Source organism: Shewanella basaltis, assembly GCF_023283885.1.
GTDB classification, from domain to species: domain Bacteria; phylum Pseudomonadota; class Gammaproteobacteria; order Enterobacterales; family Shewanellaceae; genus Shewanella; species Shewanella basaltis.
In genome coordinates this window covers 16,230-31,963 of record NZ_JAKILA010000012.1, presented here as the reverse complement: position 1 = coordinate 31,963, position 15,734 = coordinate 16,230, and the positions used below count along the sequence as shown (strand labels likewise).

The window sequence follows — 15,734 nt, the reverse complement described above, 5'->3', positions numbered from 1 at the left end:
AATCGCCCCCAAATTCGAACAAAATTTTAGCTTGTTATCAAACAAACCGATTCGACTTGGGCATTAACGGATTAAATTACCATAATTTATGGGGTTGGTTGTTAGTCAACGAATTCCTTGTTTTTGTAAACATTAGAAAATAAGCCATAAATAGGATGCGACACGCAGCGACTGCGTTTTACAGTGATGAGCACCTAATTGCCTGAAACTAACCGTGAGGTTATACCGATTAATTCAGGCCCGTAATGCAGAAAATCGTGTTGTTTGATGACCTCATTTAGAAGAATCACGTCATCATGAAACGTATGTTAATTAATGCAACTCAATCAGAAGAGTTGCGTGTTGCCCTTGTAGACGGGCAACAACTGTATGATCTAGACATTGAAAGTCCTGGTCACGAACAAAAAAAATCAAATATTTACAAAGGTAAAATTACCCGCGTAGAACCTTCACTCGAAGCCGCGTTTGTGGATTATGGCGCCGATCGCCATGGTTTCTTACCGCTCAAAGAAATTGCCCGCGAATACTTCCCGAAAGGTTATTCTTTCCAAGGTCGTCCTAACATCAAAGAAGTGGTGCAAGAAGGCCAAGAAGTCATAGTACAAATTGATAAAGAAGAGCGCGGCAACAAAGGGGCTGCACTGACAACCTTTATTAGTTTAGCCGGTTCTTACCTTGTACTGATGCCAAATAACCCTCGTGCTGGCGGTATTTCTCGTCGTATTGAAGGCGATGAACGTACAGAATTAAAAGAAGCAATGTCAGAGCTTGAAGTGCCAAACGGCATGGGCTTAATCGTGCGTACTGCGGGTGTAGGTAAAGAATCAACCGAATTAAAATGGGACTTAAAAGTTCTTCAACACCACTGGGATGCCATTCAAGAAGCCGCTCAAAGCAAAGCTGCGCCATTCTTAATTCATCAAGAAAGTAACGTCATTGTCCGTGCAATTCGAGACTACTTACGTCGTGATGTAGGTGAAATTCTTATCGACCATCCACGTATTTATGAAGAAGCGAAACTGCACATTGGCTTAGTGCGCCCTGATTTTGTTGAGCGTGTAAAACTGTACGAGTCGGAAGTACCCTTATTTACTCACTTCCAAATAGAATCGCAAATTGAATCTGCATTCCAACGTGAAGTACGCTTACCTTCTGGTGGTTCAATTGTTATTGACCCAACTGAAGCGCTAACATCAATTGATATCAACTCGGCACGCGCCACAAAAGGCGGTGACATTGAAGAAACCGCCCTCAATACTAACCTAGAAGCTGCTGATGAAATTGCGCGTCAATTACGTCTTCGCGATTTAGGCGGTTTAGTGGTTATCGACTTTATTGACATGACGCCAGTACGTCATCAACGTGAAGTTGAAAATCGCTTACGTGATGCCGTACATCATGACCGTGCACGTGTTCAATTAGGCCGTATTTCTCGATTTGGTTTAATGGAAATGTCACGCCAACGTTTACGCCCTTCTCTAGAAGAATCTGCAGCACATTTGTGCCCACGTTGTCATGGCCAAGGTACTATTCGTAGCACTGAGTCACTCGCACTATCGATATTACGTTTAATGGAAGAAGAAGCCATTAAAGAAAACACCACCCAAATCGAAGCGATTGTACCGGTTGATGTAGCGGCATTTTTATTAAACGAAAAACGTAAAGCCATCCGCATTACTGAAGAGCGTCATGAAGTTGAAGTGTATGTCATCCCTGATGCGCACATGCAAACGCCAGACTACCGTGTCGTTCGTCGTAAAAGTGATGATGAAGTCAGTGAATCTAGCTACAAACGTGTTGAAAAACCAGCATCGCAGTTGTATGAGCCTCGTAAACTTGAACGAGCAGCCTCTGCAGAACCAGCTTTAAAAGGCTTTGCAGCACCACAAAAAGCAGCCACAGCAGAGGCAACAGCCCCAGCTCAACATGCACCGGCAACCTCGTCTGCACCTCAACAAGGTTTCTTCAGCCGTATTGTGTCTGCAATTAGCGCACTGTTTTCAACTAACGATGACGAAAACAAAGAAACAAAAGCTGCCACTCCTGCAAAAGATACTGCGCAAACGAATAATCGTCGCCCACGTCGTAATGACAATCGCAACGAAAATGGTAATCGCAATACTAGCCGTAACGACAACCGTCGTCAGCGCAATGACAGCGATAAACCCAAAGAGGCCGCAGAACCGCGTACTCGTAACAAGCGCAATGATCGTAATAGCAAAAATAATGCGCAAGACGATAACGCAAAAAATAAACAACGCAACGAGAAAGTCGACAAGCCACAAGCGCAATCAAACGACAACAAATCTGTAACGGCTCAAAGCAATACAGAGAAATCACCTAAGCAAGAAGCTGCACGTGAGCGTCGTCAACGCCGTAATATGCGCCGTAAAGTTCGCATTGAAAACGAACAAAACGAAGAAGTAGTAGCAAAAGTGGCAGAGACTGCTAACGACAAAGTGGCAGACGCTAACCTAGCCACAGATGCTAAAGCCTCTGAGCCTAAAGCAAGCGAGAATAAAGCCGATGCAAAAGCACCTCGCAGCCGTCGTCAACCGCGTAAAGAAAGAAGTGAGTCATCAGACGCACAAGCTAAAAACGACACCAATGTTGTGACTGACAAGCCTGAAGAAGCCGCAGCTGAAACAGTGCAACCTTCAGTAAAAGAAGTGGTGAGCGAAGACGTTAAACAAGCTGTTGCTGATAGTGCTCAATCAATCGCTGTTACTGATAACAACGTTGCTGAAGACTCAGGTAATCAAACCAATGTTGAAGCTAACAGCGTGTCAAATGAAGCGGTAACTGACAACAAAGATGCTGACGGTTCTGAAGATAGCAAGACAGAAGGCCGCGATGGACAACGTCGTAGTCGCCGCAGTCCACGTCATCTTAGAGCCGCAGGCCAACGTCGTCGTCGCGATGACAGCGATACTGCACAGCAGGCTGTATTTACTCCTGTCGATGAGTTAGAAAAGCAATTAGATGCCGAACAATCTCAAGACAAAATCGCAGCAACGCAAGCCAGTGACACAGTTGCTGCAAACGTTGAAACAGCAGAAAAGCCGGCAGCTGATACACCCGTCGTAGCAACATCAGTCGACACACCAAGTGTGACGCCTGCAGCTGTTGATACACCTAACCTTGAGGCGGTGGTTGACACTCAAACCACACAGACTGTTGCAAGCGATACACACACTAGCGTAGATACTGCCAAAGCGGAAGAGTCAAAAGCTGAACAAGTCGAGGTTGCTGCCCCTGTTTCAGCCACAACGGCAGAAGCCGTCAGTGCTGCTCTTGTAAAACCTGAAGCCGTTGAACCGGAAGCAGTTAAAACTGAAACGGTTAAACCTGAAGTCGCTGAAAAAACTGAAATAGCAACTCAACAGGTTAACACTGTTGCAAGTACCACTCGCGACAAAGCCTTGACATCTAATGCTTCAGCGCCAATGGCAAAACCTGCTGCGATTGTGCGTCAAGCTAAAACCGACGTGGCCACTGAAACAAAAACCGAAGTGGTTGTTACACCCGCAGAAGTTACAGCAAAAGCGCCAGTAAAAGGCAGTCGTTTTGGCTCAATGGTGTCTTCAGCGATGACTAAGCCAACCGTTGAAGTACGTGAACAACAAGCCGTACCACAAGGTCGAGCTTATGAAGCACAGGCAGAAACCAGCGCACCTAAAGTGGCTGTGGGTAATAGTGCATCATCTGATATGGCGCGCCCTGGTAATTAATACCGCAAGTGAGGCCATCATCTCTTAACCCAAAAAGCCATGCTAAGCATGGCTTTTTTATTGGGCTAGAGTTAATTGGTTATACCCAAATACCTGACACCAGTTCAATACTGACGGCCAAATGGATTATGCCTAGCATAACATCACTATAGCCAACACTGTCACTGTCAGCGTTATTGCCCCATAACAAGCTTGTGTCAAGGTCAGCTAGGTTATCAAGGCCGTTTAAAAGGTTAATTCAACACAATAAAAAAGGAGGTTGATTGTCAACCTCCCTCCCATTCTGGATTAGTCTTTTTTGCGTTTATCCGCAAATTTGCTCATCACTTTATCAAATTTAGGTTTCACCACTAACTGGCAATACGGTTGTTCACCATGTTTAGCAAAATAGTCATCGTGATAATTTTCAGCTGGATAAAAAGTATCAAAAGCACAGATCTGAGTCACGATAGGGTGTTGCCAAACACCTTGTTCAGTTAGCCGATTAATGTAGGCATTGGCTAAATCAACCTGATCACTGTTGTGGGCAAATATGACCGAGCGATATTGCGGGCCTTTATCATTACCTTGCTGGTTTAGTGTTGTTGGATCATGGCTTTCAAATAACACCGTTAATAATGTCTCAAAATCTATCACTGCCGGGTCAAATTCAATGTGGACCACTTCAGCATGACCAGTACGACCTGAGCAAACTGCATCATAATTTGCATCCTTAGCCTCGCCACCACAATAACCTGACTTAACACTCAACACGCCTTCAAGTTGTGCAAAAATAGCTTCGACACACCAAAAGCAACCTGCACCAAAAGTCGCTTTCTGGGTGCGGGTCTGACTAGCAACTTGGTTTAGCTCATCCACGGGTTTAAACACCATAGACACAGAGTTAACACAATGGCGAACGTTTTTATCTGTCAGCATCTCACCTTCAAATACATGACCTAAATGCCCGCCACATTGCTGACAGGTAATTTCAACACGGCGCCCATCAGCATCAATTGATCGTGCTACAGCACCAGCAATTTCATCATCAAATGCCGGCCAGCCACAATGTGCATTAAATTTATCTTCGCTTTTGTATAGGGCCGCGCCACATTTTTTACAACAATAAACGCCACGAGCATTATGATCGACGAATTTACCACTAAAAGGACGCTCTGTGCCCTTTTGTTCAATCACGTATTTTTCAAATTCGGTTAAGTTATTCATTGGTTGCTCTCACAGATGATTGCCCATTGACAATAAGTACGCGTGTTTTTAAGTATCAGTTCAACCAAAACTGTGTGAAAACACGCAAAGAATTGCGACAAAGTGAGACTAAGGTTACCATTAGCGTGGGTCAACACACTAATAAGAAATATATAATGAAACTTAAAACAATTGATTATTTAGCACCTGACAGTGCCGAGCGTTTTGTAGAGTCTCTGCGAGAAACGGGATTTGGAGTATTATCTAATCACCCAATACAAAAACAACTTGTCGAAGAAATTTACCAAGAATGGTACGCGTTTTTTCAGTCTGAACAAAAACATGACTACTTGTTTAAACCAGAAACCCACGATGGTTTCTTTCCATCTTCAGTGTCAGAAACAGCCAAGGGCAACACAGTAAAAGATATCAAAGAATATTATCATGTGTATCCTTGGGGCCGTATTCCTGACTCGCTCAGAAAAAACATCCTTGCCTACTATGAAAATGCCAATGCATTAGCATCAGAATTATTGGGTTGGATTGAACAATACACACCGCCAGAGGTTGCTGCTAAGTTTTCAATTCCGCTACCCGATATGATTGCCGAAAGTCAAAAAACATTATTGCGTATTTTGCACTACCCCCCAATGAAAGGCGATGAAGAGATGGGCGCCATCCGCGCAGCCGCTCACGAAGATATTAACTTAATCACCTTGTTACCTGCAGCAAATGAACCTGGTTTACAAGTTAAAGCCAAAACCGGCGAATGGATTGATGTACCAAGTGATTTTGGCAGCATCATTATTAATATCGGTGATATGCTTCAAGAGGCGTCTGGGGGCTATTTCCCATCGACTTCTCATCGTGTGATCAATCCAGAAGGGTTAGACAAAACGAAATCTAGAATTTCATTGCCCTTATTTTTACACCCAAATCCTGATGTCGTGCTGTCAGAGCGTTATACAGCCGACAGCTACCTAATGGAAAGACTACGCGAATTAGGGGTTATTTAAACCCATTATCGTAGTGACTAAGCGCCTTAGGGCGCTTTTTTTATGCTTTTAGTAAGCTAACAAGGTACAATAGCGCTTTTATATTTCTTCGTTTTAGCATTCGGTTATAAGGCAACATCATGGCAATTCAGTGGTATCCAGGACACATGCACAAAGCACGTAAAGAGATCGAAGAGGCAATGCCTCAAGTGGATCTTGTTATTGAAGTGCTCGATGCGCGCATTCCCTACAGCAGTGAAAACCCGATGGTGTCACAACTTCGTGGTGACAAACCTTGCATTAAATTGCTTAATAAATCGGATTTAGCCGACCCAGCCGTTACAGAGCGTTGGATCGAATACCTTGAACGTGAACAAGGTGTTAAGGCCTCAGCAATAACCACCTTGCAACCGGGTATGGTAAAAAGTATTCCCGATATTTGTCGTAAATTGGTGCCCCATCGTGATGTCATTGAAAAAGACATTCGCACCATGATTATGGGTATTCCTAACGTAGGAAAATCCACCATCATCAATACCTTGGCGGGACGTACAATCGCCAAAACCGGCAACGAACCTGCGGTCACCAAAACTCAACAACGCATTAATTTACGCAACGGCATTGTACTTTCTGACACTCCAGGCATTTTATGGCCAAAGGTCGATAACGAAGCCAGCAGTTATCGTCTTGCCGTTACCGGTGCAATAAAAGACACCGCCATGGAATACGAAGATGTTGCCATGTTTGCAGCAGAATACTTTTTACAGGCTTACCCTGAGGCTATCTGTGAGCGTTATAAACTGAGTTCACTACCTGGTTCTGATATCGAATTGCTAGAAGCCATTGCAGGTTCTCGCGGAGCACTTCGTCCTGGCGGACGTATTGATTACCACAAAGTTTCAGAGTTGTTGCTACACGATTACCGCTCTGGTCGCATTGGATTGTTAAGTTTAGAAACACCTGAAATGGCTGAAGCTGAAAAAATCGAAGTCGCACGTGTGTTAGCAGAAAAAGAAGCGCTCAAACAACAAAAAATTGAGCAAGAAAAATTAAAACGTTCGGGAAAAAGGTATAACGATTAACCGTTTATTGCCTGTTGTAGCACAATTAACACAGGGGTAAGTGTTTACCCCTGTTTTGCATCTGCTATTTGCCTTGCTAACTCAGTCAAACTGTTTTCAAGTAAATCAATCACCAACTCAAATCCATCTTGACCGCCGTAATAAGGATCTGGGACTTCGCGCACGCCATGATCGTTTTTGGCAAATGCTAAAATTAAATCCAGTTTATGCCGATATTGCACAGGACAACGAGCGTATAAGTCACTTAAATTTGCGTTATCCGCGGCAAGGATCAAATCAAACTCGGTAAAATCATCTTCAGTCACTTGTCTGGCCCTTATCGCCGATAAATCTAAACCACGCAGATACCCAGCGGCCATACTGCGGCTATCTGGCTGGTTGCCTTGGTGGTAGGCAATCGTACCAGCAGAATCAATTCGTAACGATAACCCCTGTAATTGAGCTTGTTTTCTAAATACCGCTTCAGCGGTTGGCGAGCGGCATATATTGCCCATGCACACAAATAACACCGACGATACCTGAGCTAACTTCTGTTTAGGGTTCATTAAACAACCTACCTCTGTTCATCATAAAAAAGAATTGTAATGTATATCAATACAAGCGATTTCTCATTGGCTATCTTATTGCTATTGGGCTGGACGTTGTCGTAAAAATGTCGCAAACCGAGGCGTGCCCTTTTGAGTGAAACCTAAATATTGATAAGTAATGATGGTTCCAATTGCAGGAGGATGCTGCCTTTGTTTATCTGTAAAACCACTGCCAATATTAAATACCACGCCTTGAGGTGTTTTTACCGTCAGCGCCCCAAGCATTCCAGTGTATTTACCTTTACCCGCAGTGTGGCCAATCACAACTGCCTCGGCATCGTATTTGGGTTTAAGTTTTAAAATAAACTGACTACGCCCGACAGTATAAACAGCTTGTCGATAATGCAACATTAACCCTTCACCGCCCGCTGCCACGACATTATCAAGCTCAGTAAAAAGTGCGCTATTATCAGCAAACTGTAATTGAGGTATCACTTGCAGATGAAACGAATCCACACTTTGCGCCAATTGTTGCATCGCCTGATACCTTTGCTCAAAGGTGCCGGGATGCTCTGGCAAATCAAACATCATAAACCGGACGGTTTGCCATTCTTGCGCCAAGGTTTGCTGGCGCCTAACTAAAGCGGATATTTGTTCAAATTGCCCCCGCCCCAACCATAGCTCGCCATCGATAGGATAATCTGGAAAACCTTGTGTGAAAGAGGTTGGCAGGCTCACTAAGCGGCCACTACGAGTTAACATTTGTTTTCCTGTCCAGTAGCCTCTTACGCCGTCAAGTTTTTCACTTACAAGATAATCGCTCACCTCAAGGTTTGCATCAAAATGACTGGCAAGCTGAATCTTGGGTTTAGGTAAAACGTCACTATAACTAGATGTACAGGTTATGGTGCATAGGATAAAAATCATCAAATTAGCGGCACGAAACATAAGCGATCCTTGCAATGTGGCTGGATTTCATCAAAAACAAAGCCTAGTACAACACCATTAATTATGCATATTTAACTAAAACAACTGGCAGTGATGAGCATGAATGTTACAATCGAGCCATAGTGCAGAAAAAGACATAACAAATGAAACCAGCAAATAATCATGGCCTTAAACGCGTATTTAGAGCAACTGGGTTTTCAATAAAAGGCTTAAAATCCGCATGGCAAAATGAAGCGGCATTCAGACAAGAAGCCATATTAGCAATAATCATGCTACCAATTGCCCTTATTGTGGATGTCAGCACAACTGAACGTATTTTAATGGTTATGACACTATTAATAGTGCTAATTGTTGAACTGCTTAATTCTGCGATAGAAGCCGTTGTCGACCGTGTCGGTGATGAAATACACCCGTTAAGTGGTCAGGCAAAAGACATTGCGTCAGCAGCAGTGTTTATCAGCTTAGCATTGTGTGCAATCACTTGGGCGATTGTACTTATCCCCCTGATATAAAACCGTGGCGTGATGTTGTATGTTACTCAGCTCGGCTATAACAAGGGAGATTTATCTTCATTTTACGTCATCGGTTAATGTGCTAGGGCCAGACAATATGCTTATCGCTTGTTGAATATAGGCAAGCCTTTCATTATCTACCCAGTAAGCACCGTATACATTACGGGTAATACAACGGGCATCTTCGACAACAAATAACGTCGAATTCGCTAAGTAGGGTTTGATTAGCACTTCTGGTAAAAATGCACAGCCCCCATTATTAAGCACAAAATCTAATGCCATTCTAGCCGAGCTGGTATGCAGAATCGGCAATGGCAGCATAGTGTAATCTTGTGCATGAGTAATGTTAAATGCTGTGCCCCAATCGACTTTAATGTAAGGAATTGTCGTTGCTTGCTCAAGCGTTATTGCCGGTTGTTTTGTCACCAATACTAAATTAATTTGTGCCAGCTTAACCAACTCAAGCTCATCCAATTTAGGCGGGTCAAAAGTGATGGCGATGTCTAAACTACGCTCTATTAGTTGGCGTGTCATCACGGAGCCCGACAACACATCTGTTCGCAATGACACGCCTTCAAGCCCATGGTGCAATGGCTGTAACAGTGGTTGTAGATAAGCATCCCAAATGTTATGTCCGGCAGACACAGTTAATTGAATGCTGTGTTTCTGATTTAAAATAATATCTTGCTTTGCCCTTTCCCAAGCATTTAATACTGCTTCGGCATGGCCAAGCATTCGTTCTCCCGCAGGAGTGGGTTGGATATTATTACGTAAACGTTCAAACAGCTCGATCCCTAGAATGCCTTCCAGTTGCTTAATTCTAAAACTCACAGCGCTGCGAGTTAAGTAAAGATTTTCAGCCGCTTTACCAAAGTGACGTGTTCGCGAAACTTCTAAAAACGTTTTTAATAAATCTGTATCCATAAAAATTCTTTACCATAAAGGACAAAATATTTTGATTTAAAAAAAGATAATACTAGCCAATACTCCAATTGAAAATCTTTATATCTCATAATCTAGAAGGTATTTGTTATGTCTCAGCAATCATTTGTCAATGCGACACAAGGTATTGAATCTCACGCCAATGGCTCAAATGACAGTTTTCGCTCAACTAAACGCTTCTATGATGACGCTAACTTTCCAAAAGGTTTTAAGCGCTGTGGTGATTTTACCAGCAAGGAAGCGGACTTGCTTGAACAACATGGCCAGGCAATGAAAAATTTAGCTGACGGTAGCCAACTGCCGTGCAATGTTGACGAAGACCAATTTGTTAAAGTTGCTCAAGGTATATTGCCAGCCACCACGGCAATGGAATTACTTTGGGCTAAGTATTGCCGCTTAGCAAAAGGGAAACCTTTTTACGCCGTTGTCGGCACAATTCATACTCCCGCGAGTACCAAAGTGGAAATCGAATTTGATGATGTTGAAGATGATAGTACTGACACCGATGAGTCTGAATAACCTAAATTTCGGACGCATAAAAAATTAACATCTTAGCAACATACCACATAAAGTAGAGTGCTTTTACCGCTCTACTTTATGGTATTTTTAAAAAAAAGTTATCCCCCCATACGTCTACCCACGGCTCTACTCTCTTTACGACATCAGCTTTGCAGCTGAAAAATGTTAATTCTAAGCCATTAAGTTCAAACTAACGGCGAAAACTTGATTTTGCGCAACTTTTACATACAAATACTTCACATTTAGTTACAAACTGCTAATGTGCTTGCTGAACAGTTTGTCTTGTTTTTTGCTTGAACGTGTTAATCGACGTTGTTAACAACCCGTGTTAATTATACTCGACGCTCAATATACTCAATCTCAAATACGACAACAGCATCATATGAAGACGCATATCTTGTAACACTATAAATAATAATAAATGCGGAGTTTCAATGATTAGGCAGCTTTTTTATATTGTCGTGATGCTATTTAGCACTCAAACTGCCTTCGCAGCGAGTCACCATAATAGCAATCCATCGTCAGTCACAGACAAATTCGCCCTCGATATCGGCGTGTTTTATGCTAACTCAGATTCCAATATCGCAGTAACAAGCCCCAAAACGGGAGGCTTGTTTCCTATTGATTTTGAAGATGAATTTTTACTCGCTGATGAACAATATCTCCCCTATTTCGAACTGACTTACGCTTTTAATCAACGTCATAATATCTTCATCGACTGGAAGTCACTCGACCGTAAAGCCGATAATAATGCGGTAAGCCAAGATTTCATTTTAGAAGACATCGACGGAAAAGATTACCTAATTGAAGTGGGTGCTAAACTCAATACCGAATTAAATATCGACATTTTACGTATTGGTTATGGATACGATGTTTGGCAAGGTACCAATTATGCCGTTGGTTTCTCTCTTGGTGTGCACACCATGTTTGTTGAAACCGTATTTAAAGGCACGATAGGCACTTGCATACCCGACTCCTCTCTGACCAGCTTATGTAACAATGTGGTTGCCACCCCAGAAGTCGTTGATGATACCTTTACTGCCCCATTACCTAATCTCGGCATTTATGCCGCTTATGAGTTTTACCATGGTTGGAATTTTTCGGCTCACGGGCAATATTTTGCCATCAATTATGACGATGTTGATGGATCATTAATTGATATCCGCTTAGGTGTCGAAACAAAAATCTGCGACAACTGGTCGTTAAAATTGGCTTATAATTATTACGATGTTGATATCACGATAGAAAAGCAACGTAAAATGAACAACAATCAATTAAGAACTTTCGACCATAATATTAGTTACAGCTTTACCGGCCCGATGTTTGCCGTATCTTACGCCTTCTAACCACCCAAATTATCTTAGCATTAAGCATCTTAGGATGCTTTTTTTGTGATCGGGAAAATGATAATGTCCTACAATAATTTCTATCATTATTAATCGCCTTAATGTTTTTTTATCGTCCTATTCTTGAGGTACTTAATGTCTAACACTTTATTACAAACCGCTGCTGCTAACTTAAAAAAAGCGGTACCGTTAATGCTTAAGTACAAAATACCCACAACTCCGACTAATTATGCCTTATGGTATGCCTATGTCGGAGAGCAAAACCCAGCATTAAATCAAGAACTTGATACCGCAATAAAACAAAATCAAACATGCTCTCCGGTTACCAGTGAATTGTTATACCGAAAACATGTGGCCGATCCTGTCGAGCTAGATGTGCGCGAAATGCGAAAAAACCTTGATGCAATGGTTTGCGAGTTGTCACAGTCGTTACGAGATACCAACTTAGACACAGAAACGTTTCAGGCGCAAATAGACAAAGACTTTAAAAAATTAAGTGAATTAGAAACTAAAGGATTTTCACTTGAACAAGTCATCGGTGTTGTTAGAAGTATTGTAAAAGAATCAACCAGTATTCGTTCAAGCACCGTTAGCTTTACCGAGCAATTACAAAAAGCCCAGTCTGAAATTGATACCTTAAAATCGAAATTGGCTGAGTCTGAAAAAGACATGTTATTTGATGCGCTAACCAATGTGCTAAACCGACGTGCTTTTAATGATGATATTGATGCACAAATTGACTTATCGCCTGCGGGCACTTGCCTGATTTTAATTGATATTGATCACTTTAAAAACTTCAACGACACTTTTGGCCACCAGCTAGGGGACTTAGTATTAAAAACCGTTGCTAAACGCATTCAAGAAGCCTGTCGTGATGGCATAAAGCTATATCGTTTTGGAGGCGAAGAATTTGCCATTATTGTTCCTAATAGCCAATTACGTGTCGCACGGCAACTGGCTGAAGGGATCCGAAGAGCACTGGAAAAACTCAGTGTTAAAGATCGTCGCAGTGATAAAGTCATTGATTCTATTACTGCATCATTTGGTGTGGCAGAGTGGAAACCTAAACAAAATGTGGGGCAACTCATTGAAGCTACAGACAAGCTCTTGTACGAGGCAAAGCGCCTCGGACGTAACCGAGTGATGCCTATCTCCGGATAATTTTTCTAATCAACAAACCATAAAACTCAACCTAAGCCTTCAGCCGGTTGAGTTTTAATTGGTTAATGATGATAACTATGGTAATTGCACATAAGCTGCCGCATTTTCAGCACTTGGATTGGCAAGATGCGGCACATAGCCTAAAAAAGGCGCTTGCATCATCTGTTGTAAACTTTGCAAATTGTCTTCAATAAAGGCCATGTCGGCATCAACCTGATTGGCCACCCAACCTGCAATACTCAAACCATCGGCTAGTAGCGCTTCTTGCGTTAACAACGCATGATTTAAGCACCCCAGTTTCATCCCAACAACAAGAATAACGTCAATTGTCCCATTGTAATTAGCCCTTTTCGTTTCATCATAGCCCAGGCTTTTAGAAGAGGTATACTGCTGAAGCTTTGCTTGCAATAACTTAACCGTATCAGATAAATACTCGCCATTGCCTAACGGTAAACGCCAACCACCAGCACCTTCAATTAAAGCAAAATCGGCATTGACCATTGCCGGATGGAACATTGCATCAAGCACCCCTTGTGCGCTTAACGCGATATGAACCTGCGAGGCTGCAATATGAGGCGCAATTGCCGGCTGAAAACTAATAGGGTTGACGTTTTGATAAGCTAAGCCCATGTTCGATTGCGCCATTAACATCAATGCATCACTGTTGCGCAACCCACTTTCACTCATCTCACAACCTGAGGCAATAGGTTTAAAACCGCATTTTTGCCCTTGTGCTTTCGCCAATAATGCTGAGGATATTAAGGTTTTACCGCTATCAGTGTCGGTTCCAGTGACAAAATACAACATAGTGTTAGCCCCGTTTAGCGCGGATAAACGCGATTTGATACGTTAAGGGAATGCCTTTTTCTGTGCGCAGCGTGTTGGCTAATTCAACTCGTTGTTGCCATTGCTGCTTTTTTAGCAACGGCCGGTTTGAGTTATGCTGATGCTGAGCAAATGACGCCCCAACCCCTTTAATGGAATACAGCAAGCTTCGTAAATCATCAAAATACACTTGAATGCTTTCAAGTTTGATATCAATACTTTCCCATGTATCACCCTGGAGTTGAGATGACATAAATGCTTGTTTTAACGCCGAAACAGAATGAAATTGATTGACATGAAAACCGAGTGTTTTCAGTTCCGCTAAACTGCCATCTGCCACAATACTCACGTGACACTCGCCATTAGGGCGTAACACGCGCTGAAATTCGCAAAATGCTTGAGGCAATTGGGGGCACCACTGTAATGCTAAATTAGAATAAATACTGTCAACTGATGCAGTCTGTAACCCTAAAGCTTGGGCATCAGTGCACAATGGCAAATAATCTGTAAATTGTTGCGTTAACTCAGTAAGCATACCCTGAGCGATATCGACAGCAACAACCTGATTAACAGCGTTAAACGCACCAAAATCGGTGCCTGGCCCAGCCCCTACGTCTAATAAGGTGCCGTATAAATTTGCGTGTTGTAATAACTGATGAGCACTTAAACGTTGCAATACATCATGCTGTTTGTAATGGCTTGCAGCACATGAAAACTTATTGGCCAGTGGATTATCTAACGTCATGAGGTTTCTCATTGATCCAAATTGATGTCATTACAATGTCTGTAAAGCTACTGATGTGTTTGTGCCCGAATTATTCAGCAATGATGCAACCGCAGCAACCAGAGCGCGAATATCGTCAGCCTGATGCTGAGCATTGAGGGTGATCCGCAAGCGAGCTTGCCCCTTAGGCACTGTAGGTGAGCGTATTGCACCCACCAAAAAACCTTGTTGAGTTAACTGCTTAGCAATATCCATTACACGTTGATTATCACCAATCATGATGGGTTGAATCGCCGTTTTCGATTCGGTTAGCGTTAATTGATGTTGTGTTGCGACCTGCCTAAACAACGCGATATTGGCCAGCAGCTGGGTTAACAGTTGCGGATGCGAATGCTGCCAATTAATCGCTGCTAACGCCAAATGAGCATTAGCAGGAGATAACGCAGTTGAGTATATGTATTCCCGCGTTGTCGCCACTAAAAAATCAATCACGTCTTGGGAAGCTAAAATCGCCGCGCCTTGGCAACCTAATGCTTTGCCAAAGGTGACAACTTGAATATCGACCTTGTCTGCATTAACAAACCCGTTTGGTAACACACCAAAGCCGTGGGCATCATCAACAATCAACCAACATTGATGCTCGCGACATAAACGTGCCAGCTCAGTGATGGGGGCGGTATCGCCATCCATACTAAACACACTTTCAGTGACCACAGCACAGCCAGGATGGCGCTCAATAATACGCGCGGCACTGGTAAGATCATTATGTAAAAAACGGCTAATTTTGCATTGGCTGTCTTTTAAGCCATCAATTACTGACGCATGGACGAGTTTGTCTGCAATCACTGTGTCAGTCGCATTAAATAAGGTTTTCATTAGCGCGCTATTGGCGCTAAAGCCAGAACTGAATAGCATACACGCTTCATGGCCTGTTAATTCACACAAGCGCTGTTCAAGCTGTTGATGTGCAATACTGTAACCACTGACTAACGGCGATGCTCTACTGCCTACGCCGTAGGCTTGCGCCCCTTGGAAAAGGGCTTGAGCTAAGGCCGGTTCTTGAGATAACCCTAAGTAATCATTGTGGCTAAAATCAATAACCTTGCTTGGCGATACAAGCCCGTTAACCCGCCTTTGACGTAAAAGACCCGTCGTGTGTAATTGCTCAAGGGTAGTTTTTATCCGCTGAGCGAGAGGATGGTTATCCGTTACTGACGGCTCTGATGTTGCCATAACT

General features: G+C 42.9%; 14 protein-coding genes. 7 read left to right on the top strand and 7 right to left on the bottom strand.

Annotated elements, in window-relative coordinates; all coding sequences use genetic code 11:
* The first annotated feature begins 296 nt into the window (after positions 1–296).
* A complete protein-coding gene (rne, locus tag L2703_RS10210; RefSeq protein ID WP_248970989.1) occupies positions 297–3,731 on the top strand; it encodes a ribonuclease E in 3,435 nt (1,144 codons plus the stop codon).
* A 288-nt stretch (positions 3,732–4,019) separates the two neighbouring features.
* Here the strand turns inward: rne and L2703_RS10205 are convergent, their stop codons facing one another.
* Entirely contained in the window at positions 4,020–4,937 is a 918-nt protein-coding gene (locus tag L2703_RS10205) for a bifunctional methionine sulfoxide reductase B/A protein (protein WP_248970988.1), read from the bottom strand.
* A gap of 155 nt (positions 4,938–5,092) precedes the next feature.
* On the opposite strand from L2703_RS10205, the gene L2703_RS10200 reads away from it, so the two are divergent.
* On the top strand, positions 5,093–5,932 hold the full coding sequence (locus L2703_RS10200; protein WP_248970987.1) for an isopenicillin N synthase family dioxygenase: 840 nt from the start codon (positions 5,093–5,095) through the stop codon (positions 5,930–5,932).
* Positions 5,933–6,051: 119 nt separating this feature from the next.
* The gene (gene ylqF, locus L2703_RS10195; protein ID WP_248970986.1) at positions 6,052–6,993 is read left to right on the top strand and encodes a ribosome biogenesis GTPase YlqF; all 942 of its coding nucleotides are present in this window, start codon (positions 6,052–6,054) and stop codon (positions 6,991–6,993) included.
* A 44-nt stretch (positions 6,994–7,037) separates the two neighbouring features.
* On the opposite strand, the gene L2703_RS10190 is transcribed toward ylqF, so the two are convergent.
* Together L2703_RS10190 and L2703_RS10185 are read right to left on the bottom strand one after the other, a co-directional pair.
* The gene (locus tag L2703_RS10190; RefSeq protein ID WP_248970985.1) at positions 7,038–7,538 is read right to left on the bottom strand and encodes a low molecular weight protein-tyrosine-phosphatase; all 501 of its coding nucleotides are present in this window, start codon (positions 7,536–7,538) and stop codon (positions 7,038–7,040) included.
* Positions 7,539–7,619: 81 nt separating this feature from the next.
* On the bottom strand, positions 7,620–8,468 hold the full coding sequence (locus tag L2703_RS10185) for a DNA ligase (protein ID WP_248970984.1): 849 nt from the start codon (positions 8,466–8,468) through the stop codon (positions 7,620–7,622).
* Positions 8,469–8,611: 143 nt separating this feature from the next.
* Between L2703_RS10185 and L2703_RS10180 the strand changes: the two genes are divergently transcribed.
* Positions 8,612–8,980 carry a diacylglycerol kinase gene (locus tag L2703_RS10180; RefSeq protein ID WP_248970983.1) on the top strand — a complete coding sequence of 123 codons (369 nt, stop codon included), beginning with the start codon at positions 8,612–8,614 and terminating at the stop codon, positions 8,978–8,980.
* Positions 8,981–9,037: 57 nt separating this feature from the next.
* Here the strand turns inward: L2703_RS10180 and hdfR are convergent, their stop codons facing one another.
* On the bottom strand, positions 9,038–9,904 hold the full coding sequence (hdfR, locus tag L2703_RS10175; RefSeq protein WP_248970982.1) for an HTH-type transcriptional regulator HdfR: 867 nt from the start codon (positions 9,902–9,904) through the stop codon (positions 9,038–9,040).
* Between the two features lie 108 nt (positions 9,905–10,012).
* Here hdfR and L2703_RS10170 point away from each other — a divergent pair, with 108 nt between their 5' ends.
* From L2703_RS10170 to L2703_RS10160, 3 genes are all read left to right on the top strand, one after another.
* Complete coding sequence (locus L2703_RS10170; RefSeq protein WP_248970981.1) at positions 10,013–10,441, top strand: MaoP family protein; 429 nt, start codon at positions 10,013–10,015, stop codon at positions 10,439–10,441.
* A 434-nt stretch (positions 10,442–10,875) separates the two neighbouring features.
* The gene (locus L2703_RS10165) at positions 10,876–11,787 is read left to right on the top strand and encodes a DUF481 domain-containing protein (protein ID WP_248970980.1); all 912 of its coding nucleotides are present in this window, start codon (positions 10,876–10,878) and stop codon (positions 11,785–11,787) included.
* Between the two features lie 135 nt (positions 11,788–11,922).
* Entirely contained in the window at positions 11,923–12,948 is a 1,026-nt protein-coding gene (locus L2703_RS10160) for a GGDEF domain-containing protein (RefSeq protein ID WP_248970979.1), read from the top strand.
* Positions 12,949–13,023: 75 nt separating this feature from the next.
* Here the strand turns inward: L2703_RS10160 and bioD are convergent, their stop codons facing one another.
* The 3 genes from bioD to L2703_RS10145 are packed head-to-tail and all read right to left on the bottom strand — an operon-like array spanning position 13,024 to position 15,730.
* On the bottom strand, positions 13,024–13,752 hold the full coding sequence (bioD, locus tag L2703_RS10155; protein ID WP_248971061.1) for a dethiobiotin synthase: 729 nt from the start codon (positions 13,750–13,752) through the stop codon (positions 13,024–13,026).
* Positions 13,753–13,759: 7 nt separating this feature from the next.
* Entirely contained in the window at positions 13,760–14,518 is a 759-nt protein-coding gene (locus L2703_RS10150) for a methyltransferase domain-containing protein (RefSeq protein ID WP_248970978.1), read from the bottom strand.
* A 30-nt stretch (positions 14,519–14,548) separates the two neighbouring features.
* Positions 14,549–15,730: an aminotransferase class I/II-fold pyridoxal phosphate-dependent enzyme gene (locus tag L2703_RS10145; protein ID WP_248970977.1), complete on the bottom strand. Its 1,182-nt coding sequence runs from the start codon at positions 15,728–15,730 to the stop codon at positions 14,549–14,551.
* Positions 15,731–15,734 lie beyond the last annotated feature (4 nt).